Genomic DNA, 22,222 nt, shown 5'->3' with positions numbered 1-22,222 from the left:
GTGGCAGTTCCCTTCCCGGACCCCTTCAACCGTAACGGGCGGGAGGATCGGTTCTGTGCAGTGGGCCGGTCGTCCGGGCCGGCGCAGGGCCGATCCCGGGGCCCGGTCAGGGACTGAGGGTGGAGCCGCCCCAGTGCTCCCCCGGCCGTCCGCGCCTACGGAGGCGCACGGTCAGGTGCAGCTCATTGCGGTGCGCGAGGATCAGGGCGATGACCACCGCGGCGAGCGCGGGAACGAGGCCGGATACGAGCATCCCGGTGTCCGGGCCGAATGACTCGACGATCCAGCCCATCAGGGGTCCTCCGATCGCCTGGCCGCCGAGCAGCACGAGCACCCAGACCGACATGACGCGCCCGCGCACCCGCACGTTGGAGGACATCTGCACGAGGGGGTTGCCCGCCGTGAAGAAGAACTGGTTGGCGACGCCCGTGACGATGAGAGCGGCCCCGAAGGTGATCTCCGTGGGCATCAGGCCGGAACTCGCCTGGATCAGTGCCCAGACTCCGCCGCTGACGATGACCGTGCGCAAGCGGATGTTGGCCCGACGGGTCGAGGCGAGCGCGCCCGCGACCGCGCCGACGGCGATCAGGGTGTTGAACAGGCCGTAGCCGCCTGCACCTACCTTGTAGACGTGGTCGGCGTATGCGGCGAGGAGCACCGGCATGTTGAGGGAGAAGACGGAGAGGAACGCGAGCATCACGATCGGCCAGAGGATGGTCGGCTTCGAGACCACGTAGCGGAGGCCCTCGACGAGCTGCCCCTTCTGCCGCGGCGCCGTCGGCGTGCGGTAGAGCGCCGAGGCGTCGAGCCGGGTCAGGGCGAGGACGGTCAGCAGGCATGCTGCGGCGTTGATACCGAATGACCAGCCAGACCCGACCGCGACGATCAGGACTCCGCTGATGGCCGGCCCGATCAGCGCGCCCAGTTGGAAGACCGTCGAGTTCACGGTGATCGCGTTACGGAGGTAGCGCGGACCGACGATCTCGTTCACGAAGACCTGGCGGGTGGGGTTGTCGATCACGGTGACGAGTCCGACCAGGAAGGCGATCGCCCAGACCTGCCACACCTGCACGGTGTTGGTGAGGGTGAGCACCGCGAGGACCGCACTGAGCAGGGCGGCAGCCGACTGGGTGAGCATGAGCAGCATCCGCTTCGAATAGCGGTCGACGATCACGCCGCCGAAGAGGCCGAAGGCGAGCATCGGCGCGAACTGCATCGTGACGGTCACCCCGACGGCTGCGACGCTGCCGGTCAGTTGCAGCACGAGCCAGTCCTGGGCGATGCGCTGCATCCAGGTGCCGGTCATGGCCACCGCGTTGGATGCGGTGAACAGGCGGAAGTTCGGGACGCTCAGGGAATCGAGGGTCTGGCGCCACGGGCGGGGGCCTTCGTTCACCGGAATCGGGGTGGTCGGCGGGAAAAGATCCGCTGGTGAAGTCAAGTAATGCCCTGCGTCTACCCACGATCGAAAATCGATCGGGTCTCCCCCCACGGTACGCTCCCTTGCGGCGCGTGGCGCACCACGAAAGGTCGAGCCCCGCCGACAGGCGGTGGGATCAGGCCGGGAGCAGGCCGCTCGCGTCGACGAGGAGGGCCGCCGCCTTGTCCCAGAGCAGGGAGTGTCCGCGTTCACACGCGCCGTCGAGCTGGGTGCCGCTGAGCGCGCGGAACAACGGCTCGTCCCGGCGGATGAAACCGATCACCTGGTCGCGGAACCGGATCTCCTGCAGGCTGTCATCCTCACACCGTACGACGATGAGGGGGATCGTCCTGATCGCGTCGTCCCGGGAAATCAGGCGAAGGGACAGGGACGCGACAGCGGGAGTGCGGCGGCGGGTGGTTTCTACTGCGTGGTGCGACATCAGATCTCCGGCTCTCACGACAGTCGGCCGGGGCTGCCGGTGACCCCGGGCAGCTCGTGGAACCTTGTGACTCGTGGCCGACATTAACTCCACCGCCTGCCGGAATCGGATAGTCCCCTCTTAGGAGGACCTTCCGGGCCGTCGCCTACGGAGAACCGACGGCGCCGGGATCGTCAGACGGTCGCGCCGTTCATCGCTCCGGCGGTCAGCTCGACCGAGTGCAGGCGCGCCTCGATGTCCCGCGAGGCATGGGCGATGATCAGTTCGTCGGCCTGGGTCGAGGCGACGAAATCGTCGAGGAAGACCCGCACGTCGGTGGGATCGCCGACGGCGGAGTAGCGCATCATGTTCGCGATCCGCTGCCCTTCCGCCGTAGTCAGGAAGGCGTCGACCTGCTGGTCGGTGTACTCCGGCGACGCCGGACCGCGGGTGAGCATGCCGCGCACCCGGTTGCGGCGGGTCTCCTCGAACTGCCCGATGGCATCCGCCCGGTCGTCTGCGGCGATCACGTTGACACCCACGATCACGTGCGGTTCGGCGAGCTGCGCCGAGGGAGTGAAGTCGCGACGGTACAGCGCGATGGCCTCATGCAGGGCGTCCGGCGCGAAGTGGGAGGCGAAGGCGTACGGCAGGCCGAGCGCGGCGGCGAGGCCTGCCCCGAACAGCGAGGAGCCGAGGATGTAGAGCGGGACGTTCGTGCCGGCGCCGGGAATAGCCCGCACCCCGGGCACGATCGACTCGCCGCGGAGGTAGGCCTGCAACTCCATCACGTCTTCGGGGAACTGGTCGGAGGCGCGGGGGTCGCGGCGCATCGCCCGTGCGGTGGTCTGGTCGCTGCCGGGGGCGCGGCCGAGGCCCAGGTCGATCCGCCCGGGGTAGAGCTCGGCCAGGGTGCCGAACTGTTCGGCGATGGTGAGCGGAGAGTGGTTGGGCAGCATCACGCCGCCCGCGCCGAGCCGGATGGTCGAGGTCTGGCCCGCGACGTGGCCGATGAGGACGCTCGTGGCCGAGGACGCGATCGTCGGCATGTTGTGGTGTTCGGCGTACCAGACGCGGGTGTAGCCATGCTTCTCGGCGGTCTGCGCGAGTCGCACGCTTCCCGCGAAGCTCTCCCGAGCGGTCTGCCCGGGTGCGATCGGGGCGAGGTCAAGAATGGACAGCGAAACAGTCATACTGTGGGCAACCACGCGGGGGTGCGAAACGATACCCGCACCATCGTGCAGACTTGCAGAATGCCGAAAACTCCCGTGGCCGCCGAGCCCAGAACACTCAACACGGATGTCGCCCCGCGCCATTCGGCCGTGGAGGACGTTCTCGGAATCCTCACCGGCACCCTCCTCGCCTCGTTCGGGCTGTTCCTGCTCAAGGCGAGCGCGGCGGTGACCGGCGGTACGGCGGGACTCGCGCTCCTGCTGAGTTACGCCGTTCCCGTTCCCTTCGGGGTGTTCTTCTTCGCGATCAACGTGCCGTTCTTCGCCCTCGCCCTGTGGAAGAAGGGCTGGAACTTCACGCTGCGCACCGTCGTCGCGGTCGCGCTCGTCTCCGCGTTCTCGTCCCTGCACCCGTATGCCCTCGGGATCGAGCACCTCAATCCGGTCTATGGCGTGCTGTTCGGCAACCTCGTGATCGGGGTCGGGCTCATCGTCTTGTTCCGTCACAAGGCGAGCCTGGGCGGGTTCAACATCCTCGCCCTGCTGTTGCAGGAGCGTCTCGGCTGGCGTGCCGGGTATGTGCAGATGGTGTTCGACGTGACCGTCGTCGTCGCTGCGATCACGGTCGTCTCACCCGTGAACGTCGCCCTCTCGGCAGCGGGCGCGATCGTGCTCAACCTCGTGCTCGCGCTCAACCACCGGCCCGGACGGTACCTCGGTACCTGAGCCGCAGCATCCGCTGCACGCGGCCGGGCTCCGCTCGGCAGAGTGCCGCTCTACCCGGCTTCGCTCGCGTCCTACTCCGGCTCGCCGATCGTGCGTACGACCCTGGCCGGGTTGCCGACGGCGATGACCCCGGCCGGCACGTCTTTGGTGACGACGGACCCGGCCCCGATCACGCTGCCGTCACCGATCGTGACCCCGGGGCACACGACGACGTTGCCGCCGAGCCAGACATCGTTGCCGATGTGGATCGGCAGCACGCGCTCGTAGCCCGCGCGTCGCTCGTCGACGTCGAGCGCGTGGATCGGCGTGTAGAGCCGGGCGCTCGGCCCGATCAGCACGTTGTTCCCGATCGTGATCTCACCGCCGCCCAGGGTGAGGAAGTCACCGTTGATGAAGGTATCCCTGCCGATGTGCAGGCGGGAGCCGTAGTCGAGGTACATCGGCGGCCGGAAGTCGAGGTTCTCCCCCGCCGTACCGAGCATGCCCGTCAGTAAGGCGTATGCGGCGTCCCTGTCCTCGTCGTAGAGGGCCGTGATGCGCCGGCAGGTGCGCTGGGTGCTGTTCGTCATTTCGGCGAGTTCAGGGCCGGACCGGTAGCGATACCAGTCCCCCGCGACCATCTTGTCGAATTCGGAGCGGTCGGGATCGGGGGTCGGTCGTTCGGTGAGGTCCACGCGATCAATCCTAAACCGCGCGGCCCGCTTTTGTTCTCGAAAACAACAAAGTCAGCGGCGAGCACGGTCCCCCTCAGAGCAGCGGCAGCACCTGCTCGCGCACCTGCCTGCGCAGGATCTTGCCGAGCATCGACCGGGGCATGTCGTCGATCTGCACGATGCGGCGCGGGATCTTGTATGCGGCGAGCAGTTCGCGGCAGTGTGCGCGCAGGGCCTCCTGGTCGAGCGTCGTGCCGGGCTCGAGCTCCACGGCCGCGACGACCATCTCCCCGCCGCGCTCGAGCGGCTTGCCGAAGACCGCGGCGTCCTTGACGGAGGCGTGCAGGCGCAGCGCCGTCTCCACCTCGGTGGGTGAGACGTTGAACCCTCCGGTGATGACGAGCTCCTTGGCCCGGTCGACGATGGTCGTGAAGCCATCCGCGTCGACGGTGACGATGTCGCCGGTGCGGAGCCAGCCTCCCGGCAGGAGCGCCTTCTTGGTTTCCTCGGGGTTGTTCCAGTAGCCCTGGAAGACCTGCGGGCCCTTGAGCAGCAGCTCCCCCGGCTCTCCCTGGGCCACTTCGATGCTCGGGTCGTCGAGGTCGACGACCTTCATCAGGGTCGAGGGGAACGGCACCCCGATCGTGCCGGGACGGCGAGTGGAGTAGAACGGGTTGCCGAGGGCGACCGGGGAGGATTCGGTCATCCCGTAGCCCTCGACGAGGAGCCCGCCGGAGACCGATTCCCAGAGTTCGACGACGTGCGCGGGCAGGTTCATCGCCCCGGAGATGCAGTACTTGCAGGAGCGCAGCGAGACGCCCTGTTCCTGCGCTGCCCGTGCGGTGCGCTCGTAGATCGGCGGAACGGCGCAGTAGACGGTGGCGGGTGACTTCTTCATCGCGGCGAGGATTAGGCCGGGCTCGAACTTGGGGAACAGTACGAGCAGGGCCTGCTTGCGGATGCCATAGGTCAGGTAGAGCGTCATGCCGAAGGCGTGGAACATCGGCAGGATCGCGTAGAAGATCTCTTTGCGGTACTCGGCGCCGTGCATCCACGCCTCGCCCTGGAGCGCGTTCGAATAGAGGTTGAAGTGGGTGAGCATCGCGCCCTTGGGGCGCCCGGTGGTCCCTGACGTGTACTGAATGGCGGCGAGGTCGTTGACCGACGGATGCGGGTGCTCCGGATCGATGCGACCGTGCGTGAGCAGTTCCTTCCAGGCGATCGTGCCCGGCGCGGAGCCGGTGAGCGCCTCGCGGGACTCGCGCAGGCTCTTGACGGGCAGGTAGAGGGCGAGGCGCTTGATCGTCGGGAACGCCATCAGCAGGTTGACCGAGACGATGTGGTCGATCTCGATGTCGGCGGGGAAGGCACGGATGGCCGCAACCGTCTTGTCCCAGGCGATCACGATGCGGGCCTGGTGGTCCTCGAACTGGTGGCGGAGTTCACGGGAGGTGTAGAGCGGGTTGTGCTCGACCACGACCGCGCCGAGGCGCAGCACCGCGTAGAACGCGACGACGTGTTGCGGGCAGTTCGGCAGCAGGAGCGCGACCCGGTCGCCGGCCCGGACGCCGAGGTGGCGGAGGCCCTCCGCCGCGCGGTCGACCTGCTCGCCGAGCTCGGCGTACGTCGTCCTCCGCCCGAAGAACTCGAGGGCGGGGTGGTCGCCCGCCTCGGCGACGGAGTGTTCGAGCATCGCGACGAGCGACTCCGTCGGAAGGTCGATTTCGGCAGGAACCCCCGGTTGGTAGTTCTTTACCCAGGGCGCGTTTTCCGTGTTCGGCATGGGGACATCATCCCGCGAAGCGCTCCCCTCCACCGCGCGACACGAGGCTCGGGCTCGGGATCGCCGCCGCTACCGAATCGGCAGCCCGCGCCCGAAACGGCGGTGGCGGCCTGCCGAAACGGGCGCGGCGACGGCTAAAAGCGGGCGCGCCAGGCCCGCGCGAAGCAGTACACGCCGTACATGACCAGGCCGACGCCGATTCCGCCCAGGATGAGCCCGCCCGACGGGAGAGCCGCAAGGGCCTTGAGCGCACCGTCGAGCCCCGTCGATTTGCTCGGATCTACGGTCAGGGCTGCCAGCACGATCAGAATCGCTACGACGCCGAGCACGATGCCCTTGGCGATGTACCCCACCACGCCGAGGACCACGACGACGGTCCCGGCCGATCCATCGGGCACCGAGAGGTCCTCGGTGAACTTCTTGCGGGCGCCCTTCTGCACGAAGTACACGCCGATGCCGAGCAGGGCCAGACCTCCCGCCAGGAGCAGCACCACTCCGCCGGGCGTCGCGAGCAGGGTCGCGCTCGCGTCCTGCGCGCTGCCGGAAGAACTCGTGCTGCCGCCGGCCGCGAAGACGGCGGCCGTGACGGCCAGCGCGAGATAGACGACGGCCTTGCTGATCTCGACCAGCCGATGCGTCCACACGCGCTTGGGGTCAGAGCCCTTCAGCAGGAACGCGCCGAGGAGCAGCCAAAGCCCGAGGGCCGACATTCCGACGACGATGACCCAGAGCACGAACAGACCCCCAGGACTCGCTGCGATCTGGCCGAGGGCGCCGGACTGGTCTGCGCTGTCGCGACCGGCTCCCAGCGCGATCGCAATGGCGATGCCCGCGATCAGAAGATGCAACAGCCCGTTGGCGGCAAAGCCCAGCCGCGCCAGCACCCGCAGCGGGCCGCTGTGCTGTGCTGCCTGGGCGGCGTCAGAAGCCGAGTCACTGTCCACGGCACCAGCCTAGGCGCCTGGCAGGCTCGGGACACGTGCAGGTCCATGCGCCGGGTCTTCGCCGCTACCGAATCGGCAGCCCGCGCCCGAAACGGCGGTGGCGGCCGGACGAAACGGGCGCGGCGGCGACTGTGACGTCAGAGCCTGAACCGGAGTCGGCTACTCGCCGAGGACCTGAACCCGGTGCCGGTATTCCTCGGCGTCGAGCTCGCCCCGCGCGAAGCGTTCGTCCAGGACGAGGCGTGCCGCGCTGCGTCCGGTGGCGCCCGGCCCGGGAGGAGGGCCGGCCTGCGGTCCACTCACGCCGGGCCCACCGCTGAAGATCCGGATGGTGACGATGGTCAGCAGGACCACGCCGAGGATCAGGACGAGCCCGACCGGCCAGATCCACCACACGAAGTGCATGCCGTACCCGTTGCCCCACATCATGCTGTTCTCCTTCGTTATGCCGTCACGCTACTCGCCACACCCGTGGGGGTGCGAGGGGCGGCAGCCGGTAGCGCCAGTCCGCGGAAACCGCGGAGCCGGAGGCTGTTACTCACCACGAAGACCGAGGACAATGCCATCGCGGCTCCCGCGATCAGCGGATTGAGCAGCCCGAGCATGGCGAGTGGAATCGCAGCCACGTTGTAGGCGAAGGCCCAGAACAGGTTCGCCTTGATCGTACCGAGCGTGCGACGGGACAGCCGGATCGCATCCGCTGCCGCGATGAGGTCGCTGCGGATGAGGGTGAGGTCGCTCGCTTCGATCGCGACGTCGGTGCCGGTTCCCATCGCGATGCCGAGGTCGGCGGTGGCGAGCGCGACGGCGTCGTTCACGCCGTCGCCGACCATGGCCACGACCCTGCCCTCGGCCTGCAACGCGCGGATGACCTCGGCCTTCTCGGCCGGAAGCACGCCGGCGCGCACATCGTCGATGCCGACCAGGGTTCCGACGTTGCGGGCGACGGTCTCGTTGTCTCCGGTCAGGAGCACCGGGGTCAGGCCGAGGCGGCGGAATTCGGCGATCGCGGCGGCGCTCGTGTCCTTGACGGTGTCGGCGACCGTGAGGATGCCGCGAGCCTGTCCGTCCCAGGCCACAGCGACCGGGGTCTCGCCCCTGCCCTCGCCCGCGGTGAGCGCAGCCACGAGATCGGGCGGGAAGACGATGCCCCACTGCTCGGTGAGCCAGCGCGGACGACCGACGGCGACGAGGCGACCGTCGACGACGGCCTGCACGCCGAGGCCGTCCGCGGAGGCGAACGATTCGGCCGCGGGGAGAGCGCCGACGAGATCCCTGGCCCCGGTCACGATGGACTTCGCGATCGGGTGTTCGGAGCCGGCCTCTGCGGCCCCGGCGAACCGGAGCAACTCGGCGGCCTCGAGCCCGGAGACGGGGACCGCCTGGACCAGGGACATCCGCCCGGTGGTCACGGTGCCGGTCTTGTCGAGCACGATGGTGTCGACGCGACGGGTCGATTCGAGCACCTGCGGGCCCTTGATCAGAATGCCGAGCTGCGCGCCGCGGCCGGTGCCGACGAGCAGGGCGGTCGGGGTGGCCAGGCCGAGCGCGCACGGGCAGGCGATGATGAGGGTCGCGACGGCGGCGGTGAAGGCGACGACGGGAGCTGCCCCGACGAGGAGCCAGACCACGAGGGTCGCGAGGGACAGGCCGAGCACGATCGGTACGAACACCCCGGAGACCCGGTCGGCGAGGCGCTGTACCTCGGCCTTGCCGGTCTGGGCCTGTTCGACGAGGCGCCCGAGCTGGGCGAGTTCGGTGTCGGCACCGATCCGGGTCGCCCTGACCACGAGCCGGCCGCCCGAGTTGAGGGTCGCCCCGACGACGACCGCGCCGGGACCGACCTCGACGGGCACGGCTTCGCCGGTGAGCATGCTCGCGTCGATCGCGGACACGCCCTCGACGACGACGCCATCCGTGGAGATCTTCTCGCCGGGCCGCACGACGAACAGGTCGCCGACGACAAGGGCTGATGTCGGCACGATGACCTCGACGCCGTCACGGAGCACGGCGGTCTCCTTGGCGCCCAGTTCGAGCAGGGCGGTGAGGGCCGCCCCTGACTGTTTCTTCGCTCGCGCCTCGAAGTACCGGCCGGCGAGGAGGAAGACCGTGACCGCGGATGCGACCTCGAGGTAGATTTCGTTCGCTCCCCCGCCGGCCGAGGCGGTGAGACTGAAGGTCATCCGCATGCCCGGCATGCCGGCAGTGCCGAAGAAGAGTGCGTAGAGCGACCAGCCGAGCGAGGCGATGATGCCCATGCTGATCAGGGTGTCCATGGTCGTGGCGCCGTGCCGGAGGTTCGTCCACATGGCGCGGTGGAACGGCCAGGCACCCCAGACGGCGACGGGCGCGGCCAGGGTGAGGGCGAGCCACTGCCAGTTGGTGAACTGCAGGGCGGGAATCATCGACAGGGCGGCGACCGGTATCGCGAGCGCCGTCGAGACGAGGAGGCGGTGGCGCAGGCTCGCGACTTCGAGTTCCTGTGCGGTGGGAGCGGCGACGCCCCCGGAGGTCCCCGCGGCCGGCTCTGGCGGCTTCGGCCTCTCGGCGGTATAGCCGGTGTCCTCGATCACGGCGATGGCCTGATCGACGGTGGTGCCCTCGGGGAGGGAGACGCTCGCCTTCTCCGTGGCGTAGTTGACGGATGCCTCGACTCCGGGCATCCGGTTGAGCTTCTTTTCGATCCGGGTGGCGCAGGAGGCACACGTCATCCCGCCCACGAGAAGGTCGACGCGTTCGGTGGTCATCGTGACTCAGCGACCAGTTCGTAACCCGCTTCGTCGATGGCCGCCGCGACGGCCGCGCGATCGAGCGGGGCACCGGTCACCGTCAGGACGGAGGTACCGCCCGGGACGAGGGCGATCGAGACGTTCTCCGGGCCGGCGAGCTTGCCGACCTCCTTCGTCACGGCCGCGACGCAGTGCGCGCAGGTCATCCCCGTCACCTGGTATTCGCTGAGGCCGAGGTCGTTGTCCGTCTGTCCGATCATGAAATGCACTTCTTTCTGGTTCCTGATGGTGAATGGGGCGAGCCGAAGCTCAGGACCGCACGAGCCTCGCGATGGCGTCGAAGGCCTCTTTGACCTTGGCGTCGGCCTCATCGCCGCCCTTGACGGCGGCCTCTACCACGCAGTGGCTGAGATGGTCGTTGAGCAGGCCGAGAGCGACCGCTTGCAGGGCGCTCGTCATCGCCGAGACCTGGGTGAGGATGTCGATGCAGTACTTGTCGTCCGCGACCATGCCCTGCAGCCCGCGGGCCTGGCCCTCGATCCGGCGCAGTCGTTTCAGGTAGGCGTCCTTGTTGGACATGTAGCCGTGCGGACCGCTGTGCGGGTCTGCACTCGCCTCGGTCGAACTGACGTCGGTTGCACTGACATCCGTCATCGCGCTGTCTTCCTCGTAGGTCCTTGATACCCCCCTATGGTACACCCGATACCCCCCTATGGTACATATTCGGCCCGATTAGTCCCGATGGCCCGGTCTCCCTAATAGGGGGGTGAGCTTCGACCGACTACCTTTGATAACATGACGCCTCCTGATACAACAGCGCCGAGCGAGGCAGCAACTGCCCTCGTCGCGAAGACCTTCTCCGAACTCGGCCTGACCGATGCCGTGCTCAAAGCCCTCAAGGACGTCGGGTACGAAACTCCCTCGGCCATCCAGGCCGCCACCATTCCTCCTCTCATCGCCGGGCGCGACGTCGTCGGCCTCGCCCAGACCGGCACCGGAAAGACGGCCGCGTTCGCGCTGCCGATCCTGTCCCGCCTCGACATGGCGCAGAAGAACCCGCAGGCCCTCGTCCTCTCCCCGACCCGTGAGCTCGCGCTCCAGGTCTGTGAGGCCTTCGAAAGCTACGCCTCGCACATGCGCGGCGTGCACGTCCTCCCCGTCTACGGTGGACAGGGCTACGGCGTCCAGCTGTCCGCGCTCCGTCGCGGCGTGCACGTGGTCGTCGGTACTCCCGGCCGCATCATGGACCACCTCGCCAAGGGCACCCTCGACCTGTCCGAACTCAAGTACCTCGTGCTCGACGAGGCCGACGAGATGCTCAAGATGGGCTTCGCCGAAGACGTCGAGACGATCCTCGCCGACACCCCGGAAGACAAGCAGGTCGCGCTGTTCTCGGCGACCATGCCCGCGTCCATCCGGCGCATCGCCAAGAAGTACCTGCACGATGCCGAAGAGATCACGGTCAAGACCAAGACCACGACTTCCGCGAACACCACCCAGCGCTACCTGATGGTCTCGTACCCGCAGAAGGTCGACGCGCTCACCCGCATCCTCGAGGTCGAGAACTTCGAGGGCATGATCGTCTTCACCCGCACCAAGAACGAGACAGAGACCCTCGCCGAGAAGCTGCGTGCACGCGGCTACTCGGCCGCCGCGATCAACGGCGACGTCGTGCAGGCCCAGCGTGAACGCACCGTCGAGCAGCTGAAGTCCGGCAAGCTCGACATCCTCGTCGCAACGGATGTCGCCGCCCGCGGCCTCGACGTCGAGCGCATCAGCCACGTCATCAACTACGACATCCCGATCGACACCGAGTCCTATGTGCACCGGATCGGCCGCACCGGCCGAGCCGGGCGCAGTGGCGCGGCGATCAGCTTCGTCACGCCCCGCGAGCGTCACCTGCTCAACGCCATCGAGAAGGCCACCCGCCAGCCGCTCACCCAGATGCAGTTGCCGAGCGTCGAGGACGTCAACATCACCCGCCTGGCGCGCTTCGACGACGCGATCACCGAGGCGTTGGGCCAGACCGCCCGCGTCGACCGGTTCCGCGACATCATCGCGCACTACGTCGAGCAGTACGACGTGCCGGAGGCCGACGTCGCCGCAGCCCTCGCGGTCGTCGCCCAGGGCGAGACCCCGCTGCTCCTCTCCGAGCAGGATGCCCGCAACCAGCGTCGCGACGAACGCGAGCGCAACGAACGCGAACGCTCCGAGCGCAGTGACTCGGGCAGCTACGCGCCCCGCAACGATCGCAACAGCCGCGACAGCCGCGGCGGACGCGATGACCGTGGCGGACGCGACGACCGCTGGGACCGCGACGACCGCCCCCGCAAGAGCGAGCGTCCCGAACCGCGTCCCCGCGACAGCACCATCCCGCTCGTCTCTTACCGGATCGAGGTCGGCAAGCGCCAGAAGGTCGAGCCGCGCCAGATCGTCGGCGCGATCGCGAACGAGGGCGGCCTGAGCCGCGAGGACTTCGGGCACATCCAGATCAACCCGGACTACTCGCTCGTCGAGCTCCCCGAGAACCTGTCCCAGGACATTCTCGATCGTCTCGTGGGTACCCGGATCAGCGGCAAGCTCATCGAGATCCAGCCCGACAACAGCGGCCCCGTTCGCCGCGAGGACCGCGCCCCCCGCCACCCCCGCCGCGACTAGCTCCCGGAGACAAGTGGCACGGTGATGGAACATCTGCGCCCCGAGCGGTGTTCTATCCAGTGATTCGTGGGCGACGTGTGAACGCCGCCCACGGTCACCCCAACGGATGTGGAGGAATCATGACTACAGAACGAGCGATCCTGGCCGGAGGGTGTTTCTGGGGAGCACAGCAGTTGCTGCGCCGGCGCCCCGGAATCATCTCCTCGCGGGTCGGCTACTCGGGTGGCGACACCCCGAATGCCACGTACCGCAACCACGGCGACCACGCCGAATCCGTCGAGATCGTCTTCGATCCCGCGGTGATCAGCTACCGTGAGGTGCTGGAATTCTTCTTCCAGATCCACGACCCGTCGACCAAGAACCGGCAAGGCAACGACGTCGGTCGCAGCTACCGCTCGGCGATCTACTACACGACGCCCGAGCAGGAACGGGTCGCCCGCGACACGATCGCCGACGTTGACGCCTCCGGTCTCTGGCCGGGCAAGGTCGTCACCGAGGTCGAGCCGGCGGGCGATTTCTGGGAGGCCGAGGACGAGCACCAGGACTACCTGGAGAAGTACCCGGCCGGATACACCTGCCACTACGTCCGGCCGGGCTGGCGCCTGCCCGCCCGCACGGAGACATCCGTGGTCTGACGCCTGTCCGCGTGTCCCCGGCGACTCGATCGCCGGGGACACGCGCCCCTCTGCACCAGGCCGGCACCCGACACCAGGCCGGCACACTCGGAGTGGATGCGAGCCCCATGACCGACTACGGCACCACGCTCTCGTTCGGAACCTTCGTGACCCCGTCCGCCGCGGATCCCGCGTCGACGGTGGCCCTGGCCGTGGCCACCGAACGGGCCGGGCTCGACCTCGTCACCTTCCAGGACCATCCCTACCAGCCGAAATTCCTCGACACCTGGACCCTGCTGTCCTGGGTTGGGGCGCGCACCGAACGCGTGCAGCTGGCCGGCGACGTGCACAACCTGCCGTTGCGGCCACCAGCAGTGCTCGCACGCTCGGCCGCGTCGCTCGACCTCCTCACCGGGGGCCGGGTGGCCCTGGGCCTCGGCACCGGTGGATTCTGGGACGCGATCGTGTCCATGGGCGAGGAACGTCGCACGCCCGGTGAGGCAGTCTCTGCCCTCGCGGAGGCGATCGGCGTGATCAGGGATATCTGGGATACCGACACCCGCGGCGCCATCTATCGCGACGGCGAGTACTACCGGCTGGTCGGCGCCCGGCGCGGGCCGGCACCGGCCCACCCGATCCCGATCTGGCTCGGGGCCTACAAACCGCGCATGCTGCGTCTCGTCGGCACGGCGGCCGACGGCTGGCTGCCCTCCCTCGGGCGTTTCGACTCCCTGGCCGCGCTCGGCGAGGGAAACGCCCGCATCGACGCGGCCGCCATCGCCTCCGGGCGGGAACCATCCAGCATCCGCCGGCTGCTGAACGTGAGCCTGGCGGATGCCCGGCCCGAGTACCTCGCGGAGCTCGCGCTCGACTACGGGTTCGACACCTTCATCGTGGCTAGCGACGACGCGAATGAGATCCGCAGGATCGGGGCCGAAGTGGCCCCGGCCACCAGCGCCCTCGTGGCCGCCGCCCGTCACTGACCGCCGCCGCCACGCCTGTCGATCCGGTTCCATGGACACCGGCCCTGCTCACCGCCGCGCGGTGGCTAACGCAGGAAGACCTGATGCAACCCGGTCCGGCACCCCCAGGATTCCGCGACCGCCGGCCCGACGGCCGGCAGGCTTCCTGAGTTAGCCACCGATGGCGCAGACAACGGGGTGCTCCGGACCCCTGCCGATGGCTCCGACGCCAGGAGAATCCAGGCCGAATAGCAGTAGCCGTTCGGGCCGCCAGCCCAGCGTCAGCGGGTCGGCCAGTGGCTAACTCAGGATATTCGCCCGCCGGACCCAGGCGGTCCTGTGTACCAGAGCGGCCGATCCGTCCGAGCCCCACAGATCTCCTGAATTAGCCACCGATTGCGCGGACGCGGGCCCGGCGGGGGCGCGGGGTGGGCGCCGCCGTCAGAGGTCCGGCAGCACGGTCCTGCCCTGGTCCCAGGGGTCTGCCCAGCCGAGTTCGTCGAACATCCGAGAGAGCACGATCGCTGTGAAGCCCCAGATCAGCCGCCCGTCGACCGCGAAGGCCGGCGACCGGAAGGTTTCTCCCCCGACCTCGTGTGCCGTGCTCACCCGATTGGCGGGGTCGAGCAGGTCTCCGACGGGTACCCGGAAGACGTCGACCGTCTCCAGATGATCGACGGCGGCCACCTCCGACTCCCGAGTCCACCAGGCCGGCACCGGCGTCACCAGGTGGTTGCTCACCGGAACGGGCAGCGCCGGGAGCGTACCGAGCGGCTCGAGACCTTCCGGGTCGAGGCCGGTCTCCTCCACGGCCTCCCGCAGCGCCGCCGCGATCGGGCCGGCGTCGGTCGCTTCGAGCCGCCCACCCGGGAAGGCGATCTGACCCGGGTGACTCCCGAGCGTTGCCGCCCGGCGCAGCAGCAAGACGTCGAGGTCGCGTGGAACCTGCTCCCGAGCCCGCCCGGTTCTCGCGGGTTGCGCAAGAGACGAGTCGAGCACCCCGAAGAGGACGAGCACGGCAGCGTGCCTGGCCTGCGCCGAATCCGGCAGGGAACGGGTCGCTCCCGTGTGCCAGTCCAGGCCGCGCTCGCACAGGGCCGCGAGCTGACGTCGAGGGTCGTTCGTCGTAGGCAGCATCATGCAAGCCTACAAAGCCAGCCCGTCTGGGACGTGCCAGCACTCTCAGTGAGCGGGTGCTCCAACGTCGATCGAATACCCGCCGCGCCACACCTGCGCCGCGCGCCCACCCGGCTTTGTACTGCTACATTGAGGGGACGTACGATCAACGGGGGCAGCATGTCATTCGAGCTCATCTTCACCTGGATCTGCCTGGGTGCGCTTGCGCTCCTGGCCCTCGGCTCGCTGCTCTACGCCCGGACCGAACGGTCTCGGGATCGCGTCTTCCTCCAGTTCTGGCAGAAAGCCGGCCTTCCGATGCAGAGCGATGACATCGCACGCGCCATTCGCACACGGCTCCGGGCCAGGAATACCGCAGCATTCGTCGGTGGTCTCTTCGGACTGCTGGTGTCCGCCGTGGTGCTCGTGATTCAGCCGTCGCTCGCCTCTCCTGTTTTCATCTGGCTGGTCGTCGTCCCCGCGACCCTGATCAGCGTCTCTGCCCTGGGCGTTGCTGCTTCGTTACGGGAATCGCTCTTCCGTCCGCCCGCGGATGCCCCTCGTCTGGCGAGGCCGACGATTGTCACGCTGAGCGACTATGTGAGTCCCTGGCGGTTGCGTGCCGCTCCACTCCTGGTCCTCCTGTCATTCGTACTGACAATCGCGGGCATCCTGCTCGGGCTCACCGGCACCGTCGACCTGGGCGCGTTCCTGGCCAGCCCCGCTCTTCCCGTGCTCGCCCTCGCCTCGGCCGTGCTCCTCGCGGGCAGCGCGGCGAGCCGCAGGGTGCTGACGCACACCCAACCCGCCACCACCGAGCTCGAACTCGCGTGGGACGACGCATTCCGTGCGGAAACCTTCCGCTCGCTTCTCCTGTTCCAGACCATCATCGCGTGGCTTGCCGCCGGCGCCGTCAGCCTCGGCATTCTGGGCGGCTGGGATGCGCTTCGCGGAACGACATGGAGCATCGGCCTCGGGCCGCAGATCTTCAACTGGGGCTACCTGGCTATCCTGCTCTGGTTCAGCATCGGAAACGCAACGGACCGTTTCCGGCGTCGACTCTGGCCCGACCTCACCGCATCGCCGGCCGACCCCGCGGCAGCAAGCTGAGCATGCTCGTCATCGACCCCCGCTCGGCGGTCCCGCCGTTCGAACAGGTGCGCGTTCAGATCATGGAGCTCGTGCGCACCGGCGGCCTGCAAGCGGATGCCCGCCTCCCGACCGTGCGGAAGCTCGCGGCCGACCTGGGCATCGCCCCCAATACCGTGGCGAGAACCTATCGCGAACTTGAGCGCGCCGGAGTCGTGATCACCCGCGGGCGCCACGGCACGTTCATTGCCGCCGAAAGTCACTCCGACCGGCAGCGGGTCGAGAGCGCGGCTTCGGCATTCGCCAGGGAAGCGCGGGCCGCGCGACTCAGCGACGACGACGCGATTGCGCTTGTGACGAGGGCGCTCAACGCCGAACCGGCCTAGGACACGCCGCACGCACGGCGAACACGGCACCGGCTCCCCCGCCTGCCGCCAGCCCAGCCGGGTCGGCTACACTCGCCGCATGCCGGTCAGAACTGTAGCCCACTCCGCCCGCGAGCTCATCGGCCGCAATCGCACCGTCGACCGCGTCTACCGCACCTCCGTCGGCGTCATCGGCGGGGGTACCGTCGTGCTCGGCATCGTGCTCATTCCCCTCCCCGGTCCCGGTGCTCTCATCAGTCTCGGCGGCCTCGCGCTGCTCGGCACCGAGTTCGAGGGTGCGAAGAAGGTCAGCCGCCGGGCGAACGGCCTCGCCAGGAAGGGCGCCGCCAAGGTCTCCCAGTTGCGGCAGGACCGCAGGGACGCTCGCCGGGACTAGTCGCGATCCGGGACGAACCTCAGTCGAGCGCGATCGTGCGCCGCGGGTCGACGGATGCCGCGATCGCCGTGACGCTCCGCTCCAGGAACAAGACGATCTCCTCGGCCGGCATCTCGGTATTGAGCGCGAGATCGACGAGGATGTCCTCGGCGAAGCCGACCCACGAGCGCAGGGCGAGACGCAGCAACTCCGAATCCGCGACTCCGAGTTCCAGGAAGACCGTGATCACCCGATCGGCCTGGGATGCCCGCGCCTCTTCCAACACCTCGCGCACTTCCGTGTCGCCGCTTGCGACACCGCGCACGAGGGAGAAGAAGGTTCCACGGTAGTCGCGCACGAAGCGCACGATCCGGGTCAGGGTGTCGCGGAGCCGTTCACGCGGCGGCAGTTCGGGGGCCGGTTCCGTCGCATCCAGCATGGCGTCGCGGGCTGTGCGCACCACTTCGCGGTGCAGGCCCTTCTTCGACGTGAAGTAATGGAACAGTAGCCCGCGGGAAACGCCGGCCCGCGCGGACAGGTAGTCGATGGTGAGCGATTCCAACGGCTGGTCCACGAGCGACTTCACTCCGAGCGCGACCAGCTGCGCCCGGCGCTCGTCCGGAGTCAGCCGCGTTCGCCGCTCCGTTTCCATGGTTAGAGCATATCCGCGTTCGGCGGCGGGCCGTCCGCGGCGTCCCTCGAACCGGTCACACCCATCTGAAGGCCCGGTTAGCAGTTGCTGGAAAGTGTTGCCAAACCGTGATGTTTCCCGAATCGGGCTATTAGTACACTCGTCAACAGCGCTTATTGGTTGGCGAGTCAATAACGACCTGCCGGACTGTTTGCCCAGATCAAGGAGGATCTATGAAGTTGACCAAGCTCACCGGCACCCACGCCGGACGGATCGTGCTCGCCGCGGTTCCCGTGGCCCTGCTGTCCACCGTTCTCATGGCGGGGGTGGCCAACGGCGCCGTACCCGTCTCGTTCGCGGTGTCGGGAGGCCAGTTCAAGATCAGCGCATCGCAGCTCGACGGGACGGGCTTCTCGCAGTACGGGGGCGTCGCCCAGGAAGGCAAGACGGGCACGTACCACCCCGTCGCCATCGCGAACATCGCGACCGCGAGCCTGGCCGACCTCTGCCAGTCCGTTGTCGCCGTGACCCCGCTCGGCAAGGTCGGCCTGCTCATCGGTGCGGGCGGCGGTGGCAAGCCGGCCACCGCCACCGACCTGCAGATCGGCATGACCGACCTCAAGGGAGACGCGACCTTCGGCAACATCCGCATCGGTGTGGATGCCGCCGCGGTGAAGACAGCCGCAAAGGGAACGACGGGCGACTTCGCCCAGGACGCCGACACGATCAAGGTCGCCGGACTCCAGCAGACGGCCTGGAGCACCCAGGCCTCTGTGTTCACTCTGAACGGCATGCACCTGCAGTTGACCAACGGAACTGAGTGCTTCTAATCGAAGCACCCCGTCACCACGGAGGAGACCGGATGAAAACCAGCACGTGGGCCACATTCACTGCCTGGCGCCGTCAGAGACCGTTCGTCGGTGGCATCCTCGTCGTGCTGGCCGGAGTGGAGATGTTCTTCTCCGGCCAGCTCGACGTCGGCACGATCCACGTGCAGGTCGGGATCGAAGGCATGCAGGCGATGATCATCCCGGTGATCGTGGTGCTGCTCGGGATCCTCGCAATCGCAATGCCCGCGCACCGGATCTTCTACGGGGTGATCACGCTGGTGTTCTCGATCTATTCGCTCGTCGGCGTCAACCTCGGCGGGTTCTTCATGGGGATGATCCTGGGTGCGATCGGCGGAATCCTGATCGTCGCGTGGATGCCGAAGCCGGCCCGGGCGGGGACCGCCGTCGCACTGGTCGACCGAGAGATCGAGGAGCCCGAGATCCAGCTGGGCGAGCTGTTCGAAGAACGCCCCCGTTCGCGACGTGCGCTGTGATGCGCGGCCGCGTGCGGAGCCGCACGCCGCGACCAGGTGTCGTCGGCGTGTGGCTCGTGCTCTCGCTGTCGTCCATCGGTGCGGCGGCGATGCCGTCGCCGAACCAGGCGGTGCCGTGCGACCTGCTCCTCGTGGACTGCACCGCCCCGACGCCGACGCCCGTTCCGTCCGCAGCAACGGATGCGACCCCCACCACGGTCCCCACGGCACCGGCGACTCCGGCTCCGGTTCCGGTTCCGGCTCCGGTCGTCATCCCGACCCCTGCCACCGGGCCGGCTGTCGTCGCCGCGACTCCGGCTGCGCCCGTGCAGAGCGCGGCGGCGGTTGTCGCCGCGCCGGACCCGAGCGCGCCCGTCTTCGGCGACTCGGCCGCGAAACTCGGCGCGTCCTCGATGACTGTCACCGGGCTCGCCTCGGTGACGGTCGTGACCGTGTCGCGTGCCGACGGCACCTCCGTCCCCGTGCTCAGGATCGTGGCCGACGACATCGTACTGACGGACGCCGTCATCGACGTGCGGTCGGCGTCCGGGTCCGGGCTCGTCACGAGTTCTCCGCGGATGGAATTGCACGGCAACGTGCAGGTCTACCTGGACTCGATCACCACGACCCTCGCCGACGGGACAAGCGTCACCTTCGGACCGGCCACTCCCCCATCAGGCGGCCTGCCGCCCGCACTGGGCGCAGTGACCCTCGGGCTCGTCGGGACCATGGCGGAATCCATCGGGTACAGCCAGCCGCACCAGAGCGTCAGCTGACACCGGCGCAGTTGCCCGATGGCCCCCAGTAGGGTGGGTTCGTACCTTCGCACGAAATTTTCCGTGCGTGGCCCGGACATTAAGAACGAGAAGGTCCTACAGCGTGAGCTCCACATCGTCCCATCGCCCGCCCGCCAAAGCCGTTCCCGATGCCGACCGGCGCGCACGAAAGCCTCGGAGCACCCGACTGCCGCGCATCCTCCTGGCGGTCGGGACGATCGTCGCCCTCCTCGCCGTTGCCCTGCTCGGGTACACGCTCTACCGGATGGCGACGATCCAGGGGGAGGCGCTGGCCGCACTCAACGACAACACCATCACGTACCGTGCAGAATTCGGCTTCATCGAACGCGAGATGTCCGTCCTCTCATTCCTGGTCAGCATCCCGGCCTGCATGATGCTCGTCGCGGCGTGCTTCCTCTTCCCCGGGTATCAGCTCAGTCGCGGCTCGTACTACGGCCGGGAGACGACGTTCATGCGCGGCGGCTCGAACGTCGCGGTCTACCGGCCCCTCGCGCTCTGGGCGCATGCGCTCTGGCTCCTGCTGCCGTTGGCGGCCTGGGTCGCCCTGATCGCCGTGCCTGTGCGAAGCATGATGGCCGGCGGCTGGCCGGACGGGTTGCGCGAGGAGCAGTCGACCGCGGTCTGGCTCTTCCTCGGCAGTTACGGCGTCATCGCGGGCGGCCTCTTCGCGACCATCCTCGCCTCCCTGATCAAGAAGTCGTTCTACCTGGCCTGGGTGTGGACCCATCCGGAGGCGGCCTCCGGCGGCTCAGGCCAGGGATTCTGGCGGTGGATGACATACCGCTGGCGGTTGGACCTCTGGTTCGCCGGTTTCGGCGGCGGTTTTCTCGGGGCATGCTGGATCGCCCTCGCCTTCGAGGACGAGCCGTTCTTCCAGGCCACCGTCCTCATCGGAGCCGCCCTCTTCGTCGTCGGGGTCGCACTGAGCCTCAACTACTGGCGCGCCGGCGAACCACTCGGCACCGGGGAATCCCAGACCTGAGTCTCGGCACCGGCCGCTTCCCTCAGGGGGTGTTCGGCCCCTGCCCGATGCTCAGCCACGCGTCAGGTCCAGCCCCCTGAGGTGTCGTGCCGTGACCCTCGCTTTCTGCCGCGCCGGCACTCTTCAGTTCCTGCAGTTGCCGCTCGACGGATGCCTGGATCACGCCCGCAGACAACTGCCGGTCGAGATCCGCGTCCGCCGGCGCGGTGAGATCGGAGAGGACCCCCTTCGCGAGGAGCTCATCGGTCGCCGCCGCCCTGGCCTGCATCTGGGCGATCCGGTCCTTGGCCCGATCGAGGCTGGCGCCGACATCGCCCAGGTTGGAGCCGATGCCCGCCGCCGCTTCGTTCGCCCTGGCCTGGGCTTCGGAGGCGGCGTATGTGGCCTTTAGCGTTTCCTTCTCGGTGCGGAACGCGGCGACGCGTTCGGAGAGGCGCCGCTCGTTGTCCTGGAGCTGCGTCTGCTGCCGCTGCAGGGTCGCGTACTGCTCACGAATGGACCCAACCTGCCCTTCGAGGAAGGACCGACGTTCGAGGGCGGTTCTGGCGAGATCCTCGCGGCCCTGGGTGAGGGCTTCCCTGGCTTGATCCGCCAGCCGCTGATACCGGGCGCCCATCTCCTGCCCCTGCAGCTCGATGCGCTTCTTCGCCGTCGTCACCTCCGCGAGCCCCTGCCTCACCTGCTGGAGCATCTTCACTTGCTGTTCATAGCTGTCGTCGAGGGCCTCTCCGGGGTCTTCCAACCGGTCGAGGGCGCGTGACGTCTTGCTCCGGAAGATAATGCGCAGCCGTGACGTGGCGCTCATGATTCGCTCCCTCTTGTGGTGTCGCGGTGATCGTGCAGGTTGAGTGCGTGCAGTTCCTGGACTCCGGCCTCCAGCGCCGAGACCTCGCGGTCCACCTCGGAGCGGAGCGCCAGAAGGACATCGTCGGTGAGGTCGCCGCGCCCACCGGCGACGGTCGCCCGCAGTCGACGCACAAGCCCGGCGACGTCGTCGACCCGACGTCTGGCCATCGGAAGTTCCGCTGCGAGGACGACGGCATCGGTCTCACTCGTCAACAGCACCAGTTGTGCGTCGAGGGCTGCACTTTCGCTCTGGATCCGGCGGAGCAGACGGGGAAGCTCACCCCGTGGCCCATAGCTGCCGAGCGCGAGGTCAACCGCGGCCTGGCCGCTGTCGAGAGCGCCCCTCAGCCGGATGCGCAATCCCAGGACCTCGCGCTGCGGTCCCCGGCTCAGCGCGGCCCGGGTGCGGAGGACCCCACCGGCCACAGCCCGGCTGCGTCGAATGCGTTTGTACAGCATCCGTGCCACCACGATCGTCGCGCCGACGGAGACAACGACGATGGATGCCAATGCCAGGATCACCGCGGCAACTGCTGTCATGCCGGCCACCTTGCCCTTCTTGTTCCTCTCACGAGTGAGACCCCGTGTTCCACCGAACAAAATACGCTCGCGTCCGTCGAATTGTCTGTAGCTGC

General features: G+C 68.4%; 25 protein-coding genes. 11 read left to right on the top strand and 14 right to left on the bottom strand.

What is annotated here, in order from left to right:
• Window positions 1–106 precede the first annotated feature (106 nt).
• From E3O44_RS17645 to E3O44_RS17635, 3 genes are all read right to left on the bottom strand, one after another.
• Window positions 107–1,402: an MFS transporter gene (locus E3O44_RS17645; RefSeq protein WP_372488160.1), complete on the bottom strand. Its 1,296-nt coding sequence runs from the start codon at window positions 1,400–1,402 to the stop codon at window positions 107–109.
• Between the two features lie 154 nt (window positions 1,403–1,556).
• Window positions 1,557–1,862 carry a hypothetical protein gene (locus tag E3O44_RS17640; protein WP_134536236.1) on the bottom strand — a complete coding sequence of 102 codons (306 nt, stop codon included), beginning with the start codon at window positions 1,860–1,862 and terminating at the stop codon, window positions 1,557–1,559.
• Between the two features lie 173 nt (window positions 1,863–2,035).
• The gene (locus E3O44_RS17635) at window positions 2,036–3,034 is read right to left on the bottom strand and encodes an LLM class flavin-dependent oxidoreductase (RefSeq protein ID WP_134536235.1); all 999 of its coding nucleotides are present in this window, start codon (window positions 3,032–3,034) and stop codon (window positions 2,036–2,038) included.
• 60 nt (window positions 3,035–3,094) lie between these two features.
• Between E3O44_RS17635 and E3O44_RS17630 the strand changes: the two genes are divergently transcribed.
• Window positions 3,095–3,739 carry a YitT family protein gene (locus E3O44_RS17630; protein ID WP_134536234.1) on the top strand — a complete coding sequence of 215 codons (645 nt, stop codon included), beginning with the start codon at window positions 3,095–3,097 and terminating at the stop codon, window positions 3,737–3,739.
• A gap of 71 nt (window positions 3,740–3,810) precedes the next feature.
• Here the strand turns inward: E3O44_RS17630 and E3O44_RS17625 are convergent, their stop codons facing one another.
• The 7 genes from E3O44_RS17625 to E3O44_RS17595 form a co-directional block, all read right to left on the bottom strand.
• Entirely contained in the window at window positions 3,811–4,413 is a 603-nt protein-coding gene (locus E3O44_RS17625) for a sugar O-acetyltransferase (protein ID WP_241976412.1), read from the bottom strand.
• 73 nt (window positions 4,414–4,486) lie between these two features.
• Window positions 4,487–6,175 carry a long-chain-fatty-acid--CoA ligase gene (locus tag E3O44_RS17620; RefSeq protein ID WP_134536233.1) on the bottom strand — a complete coding sequence of 563 codons (1,689 nt, stop codon included), beginning with the start codon at window positions 6,173–6,175 and terminating at the stop codon, window positions 4,487–4,489.
• 134 nt (window positions 6,176–6,309) lie between these two features.
• Window positions 6,310–7,119 carry a DUF1206 domain-containing protein gene (locus E3O44_RS17615; RefSeq protein WP_134536232.1) on the bottom strand — a complete coding sequence of 270 codons (810 nt, stop codon included), beginning with the start codon at window positions 7,117–7,119 and terminating at the stop codon, window positions 6,310–6,312.
• A 159-nt stretch (window positions 7,120–7,278) separates the two neighbouring features.
• Window positions 7,279–7,548: an SHOCT domain-containing protein gene (locus E3O44_RS17610; protein WP_166792709.1), complete on the bottom strand. Its 270-nt coding sequence runs from the start codon at window positions 7,546–7,548 to the stop codon at window positions 7,279–7,281.
• A gap of 14 nt (window positions 7,549–7,562) precedes the next feature.
• A complete protein-coding gene (locus E3O44_RS17605; RefSeq protein WP_134536230.1) occupies window positions 7,563–9,866 on the bottom strand; it encodes a heavy metal translocating P-type ATPase in 2,304 nt (767 codons plus the stop codon).
• Complete coding sequence (locus E3O44_RS17600) at window positions 9,863–10,108, bottom strand: heavy-metal-associated domain-containing protein (RefSeq protein WP_134536228.1); 246 nt, start codon at window positions 10,106–10,108, stop codon at window positions 9,863–9,865. The genes E3O44_RS17605 and E3O44_RS17600 overlap by 4 nt, the downstream gene beginning before the upstream one ends.
• A gap of 49 nt (window positions 10,109–10,157) precedes the next feature.
• The gene (locus tag E3O44_RS17595) at window positions 10,158–10,502 is read right to left on the bottom strand and encodes a metal-sensitive transcriptional regulator (protein WP_134536226.1); all 345 of its coding nucleotides are present in this window, start codon (window positions 10,500–10,502) and stop codon (window positions 10,158–10,160) included.
• 141 nt (window positions 10,503–10,643) lie between these two features.
• On the opposite strand from E3O44_RS17595, the gene E3O44_RS17590 reads away from it, so the two are divergent.
• The 3 genes from E3O44_RS17590 (at window position 10,644) to E3O44_RS17580 (ending at window position 14,103) form a co-directional block, all read left to right on the top strand.
• Complete coding sequence (locus E3O44_RS17590; protein ID WP_134536224.1) at window positions 10,644–12,506, top strand: DEAD/DEAH box helicase; 1,863 nt, start codon at window positions 10,644–10,646, stop codon at window positions 12,504–12,506.
• A gap of 119 nt (window positions 12,507–12,625) precedes the next feature.
• Window positions 12,626–13,141 (top strand): peptide-methionine (S)-S-oxide reductase MsrA, encoded by a 516-nt coding sequence (msrA, locus tag E3O44_RS17585; protein WP_134536222.1) that lies wholly within the window; start codon window positions 12,626–12,628, stop codon window positions 13,139–13,141.
• A gap of 107 nt (window positions 13,142–13,248) precedes the next feature.
• A complete protein-coding gene (locus E3O44_RS17580; RefSeq protein ID WP_134536220.1) occupies window positions 13,249–14,103 on the top strand; it encodes an LLM class flavin-dependent oxidoreductase in 855 nt (284 codons plus the stop codon).
• Between the two features lie 420 nt (window positions 14,104–14,523).
• Here E3O44_RS17580 and E3O44_RS17575 read toward each other — a convergent pair whose 3' ends face one another.
• Window positions 14,524–15,222 (bottom strand): NUDIX hydrolase, encoded by a 699-nt coding sequence (locus E3O44_RS17575; protein ID WP_134536219.1) that lies wholly within the window; start codon window positions 15,220–15,222, stop codon window positions 14,524–14,526.
• 156 nt (window positions 15,223–15,378) lie between these two features.
• Here E3O44_RS17575 and E3O44_RS17570 point away from each other — a divergent pair, with 156 nt between their 5' ends.
• The 3 genes from E3O44_RS17570 (at window position 15,379) to E3O44_RS17560 (ending at window position 17,049) form a co-directional block, all read left to right on the top strand.
• Window positions 15,379–16,308 (top strand): hypothetical protein, encoded by a 930-nt coding sequence (locus tag E3O44_RS17570; protein ID WP_134536217.1) that lies wholly within the window; start codon window positions 15,379–15,381, stop codon window positions 16,306–16,308.
• A 2-nt stretch (window positions 16,309–16,310) separates the two neighbouring features.
• A complete protein-coding gene (locus E3O44_RS17565; RefSeq protein ID WP_134536215.1) occupies window positions 16,311–16,673 on the top strand; it encodes a GntR family transcriptional regulator in 363 nt (120 codons plus the stop codon).
• 79 nt (window positions 16,674–16,752) lie between these two features.
• Window positions 16,753–17,049: a PGPGW domain-containing protein gene (locus E3O44_RS17560; RefSeq protein ID WP_134536213.1), complete on the top strand. Its 297-nt coding sequence runs from the start codon at window positions 16,753–16,755 to the stop codon at window positions 17,047–17,049.
• Window positions 17,050–17,068: 19 nt separating this feature from the next.
• On the opposite strand, the gene E3O44_RS17555 is transcribed toward E3O44_RS17560, so the two are convergent.
• Complete coding sequence (locus E3O44_RS17555; protein WP_134536211.1) at window positions 17,069–17,680, bottom strand: TetR/AcrR family transcriptional regulator; 612 nt, start codon at window positions 17,678–17,680, stop codon at window positions 17,069–17,071.
• Window positions 17,681–17,892: 212 nt separating this feature from the next.
• On the opposite strand from E3O44_RS17555, the gene E3O44_RS17550 reads away from it, so the two are divergent.
• The 4 genes from E3O44_RS17550 (at window position 17,893) to E3O44_RS17535 (ending at window position 20,741) form a co-directional block, all read left to right on the top strand.
• Complete coding sequence (locus tag E3O44_RS17550; RefSeq protein ID WP_134536209.1) at window positions 17,893–18,489, top strand: DUF6230 family protein; 597 nt, start codon at window positions 17,893–17,895, stop codon at window positions 18,487–18,489.
• Between the two features lie 32 nt (window positions 18,490–18,521).
• Window positions 18,522–18,983 carry a DUF6114 domain-containing protein gene (locus E3O44_RS17545; protein WP_241976411.1) on the top strand — a complete coding sequence of 154 codons (462 nt, stop codon included), beginning with the start codon at window positions 18,522–18,524 and terminating at the stop codon, window positions 18,981–18,983.
• Window positions 18,984–19,030: 47 nt separating this feature from the next.
• Window positions 19,031–19,738: a hypothetical protein gene (locus tag E3O44_RS17540; RefSeq protein ID WP_166792708.1), complete on the top strand. Its 708-nt coding sequence runs from the start codon at window positions 19,031–19,033 to the stop codon at window positions 19,736–19,738.
• A gap of 103 nt (window positions 19,739–19,841) precedes the next feature.
• Window positions 19,842–20,741: a hypothetical protein gene (locus tag E3O44_RS17535; RefSeq protein WP_134536205.1), complete on the top strand. Its 900-nt coding sequence runs from the start codon at window positions 19,842–19,844 to the stop codon at window positions 20,739–20,741.
• Window positions 20,742–20,763: 22 nt separating this feature from the next.
• Here the strand turns inward: E3O44_RS17535 and E3O44_RS17530 are convergent, their stop codons facing one another.
• Window positions 20,764–21,546, bottom strand: coding sequence for a PspA/IM30 family protein (locus tag E3O44_RS17530; RefSeq protein WP_134536203.1), 783 nt, complete (start codon window positions 21,544–21,546; stop codon window positions 20,764–20,766).
• Window positions 21,543–22,127 (bottom strand): hypothetical protein, encoded by a 585-nt coding sequence (locus tag E3O44_RS17525; RefSeq protein WP_134536201.1) that lies wholly within the window; start codon window positions 22,125–22,127, stop codon window positions 21,543–21,545. Before E3O44_RS17525 ends, E3O44_RS17530 begins: the two co-directional genes overlap by 4 nt.
• Window positions 22,128–22,222 lie beyond the last annotated feature (95 nt).

Source organism: Cryobacterium algoricola, assembly GCF_004402485.1.
GTDB lineage: Bacteria > Actinomycetota > Actinomycetes > Actinomycetales > Microbacteriaceae > Cryobacterium > Cryobacterium algoricola.
The sequence above is the reverse complement of the archived record's forward strand: the minus strand, read 5'-3'. Positions and strand labels throughout refer to the sequence as shown.